The sequence below is a fragment of the Candidatus Agathobaculum pullicola genome (genome assembly GCF_052117205.1).
GTDB lineage: Bacteria > Bacillota > Clostridia > Oscillospirales > Butyricicoccaceae > Agathobaculum > Agathobaculum pullicola.
In genome coordinates this window covers 1-1406 of sequence record NZ_JBQKJP010000099.1, presented here as the reverse complement: position 1 = coordinate 1406, position 1406 = coordinate 1, and the positions used below count along the sequence as shown (strand labels likewise).

The window sequence follows — 1406 nt, the reverse complement described above, 5'->3', positions numbered from 1 at the left end:
GAGGGGACATCTCTGATGGTCGATCCCGGAAAGGGTGGAACCGGAAGCGCGCAGGCCAACGCGCTGAACACGCTGGATGGATATAAGCTGCAGGATGGCTCCCGTGCAATCAATGCGGGCGCAATCGTTCAAACGCCTGCATTCCTCTTTGAGATGGAAAGTCAGGGCGTACATGCAAATCAGGATTTCTTTGGAAATCCCATTGGTCTGAAGCCGGACATTGGCGCTTTTGAAAGCGATCTTGCAAACGAGGGAGACGAGTTGCTTTTGGTCTCCAGTGTGTATCAAATTTCCGAGCAGGATACCGGCAATTCTGTGAACGCGATTCCGAAGAATACTACTGTAGAGCAGTTTTTAGCGAAAGTGCAGTACACCAGTACAGCCACTGTGCAAATAACGCGTCAAGGCACGCCGGTGGAAGGCGCACAAACGATTCAGAGCGGAGATATTTTGACATTGTCGCGCGCAGATGTCCAGAAGCAGTATACCCTTTATCTGGAACCGGAGTACTATGCGCGTACAGGCTGGACTGCTACAGCAGGCAGCGCTCAAAGCGGAGAAGAGGCGGCAAAGGCGCTGGACGGCAGATTGGATACTCTGTGGCACAGCAACTGGGACGGTTGCAATCAAGCGGATGCGTGGATTACTATTGATATGAAGCAGAGTCAAACGGTGTCTGCGCTCCAGTATGTTCCCCGCCAGTCTCAAGTAAATGGCCTGATTTTGGATTATAAAATTGAATTTAGTACGAATGGCTCTGATTGGAGTACCATTCCTTCCGTTACAGGCACATGGGACAGGGACAACACCACAAAGACGGTAACGTTTGCTCCTGTACAGGCGCAATATGTCAAATTGACGGGTTTAACAACCGCCAGTGACGGAACGCTAACATTTGTATCCGCCGCCGAGATTTACTTGGGCCGGGTAGTAGTTTAATAAAGGAGGGTAGCATTGATGATCAGACGACGTCTATGCTCGTTGGCAGTGTGCGCTGCGGTTTTGTTCAGCGTCGTATTTCCTCCAATAACAGCGCAGGCTGTTGGAGATACTCTGCCACAGGCAACAGGAAATACTTATTATGTCAGCACTCTGGATGGAAATGACCGAAACAGCGGCAAAAGCGAAACAGAGGCTCTGTACAGTCTCGCCGCGTTGAGCAAAATTAGCCTTCAACCTGGAGATCGGGTGCTTTTGGAACGTGGTTCCAATTTTTATAATGAATTTCTGCACCTTCGCGAGGTAAAGGGCACCTCGGATGCGCCAATTGTCATTGACGCCTATGGCGACGGGGAAAGCCTGCCGGTTATCAACACCAATGGGCAGGGCATCTGGTATCAGGACTACGGCACAACGCTGGACAATGCCCAGCATGTCTATCGCGGCTATGTGTCCTCCTCCATTTT

1 protein-coding gene and 1 pseudogene are annotated in these 1406 nt (G+C 50.8%); both read left to right on the top strand.

The window, feature by feature from the left end; translation table 11 throughout:
- On the top strand, window positions 1-939 hold a 939-nt coding region (locus ACTQ3V_RS15540; RefSeq protein ID WP_441468286.1), incomplete at its 5' end, for a discoidin domain-containing protein.
- 18 nt (window positions 940-957) lie between these two features.
- Window positions 958-1406 (top strand): annotated as a pseudogene (locus ACTQ3V_RS15535) (hypothetical protein); the annotation flags it as partial.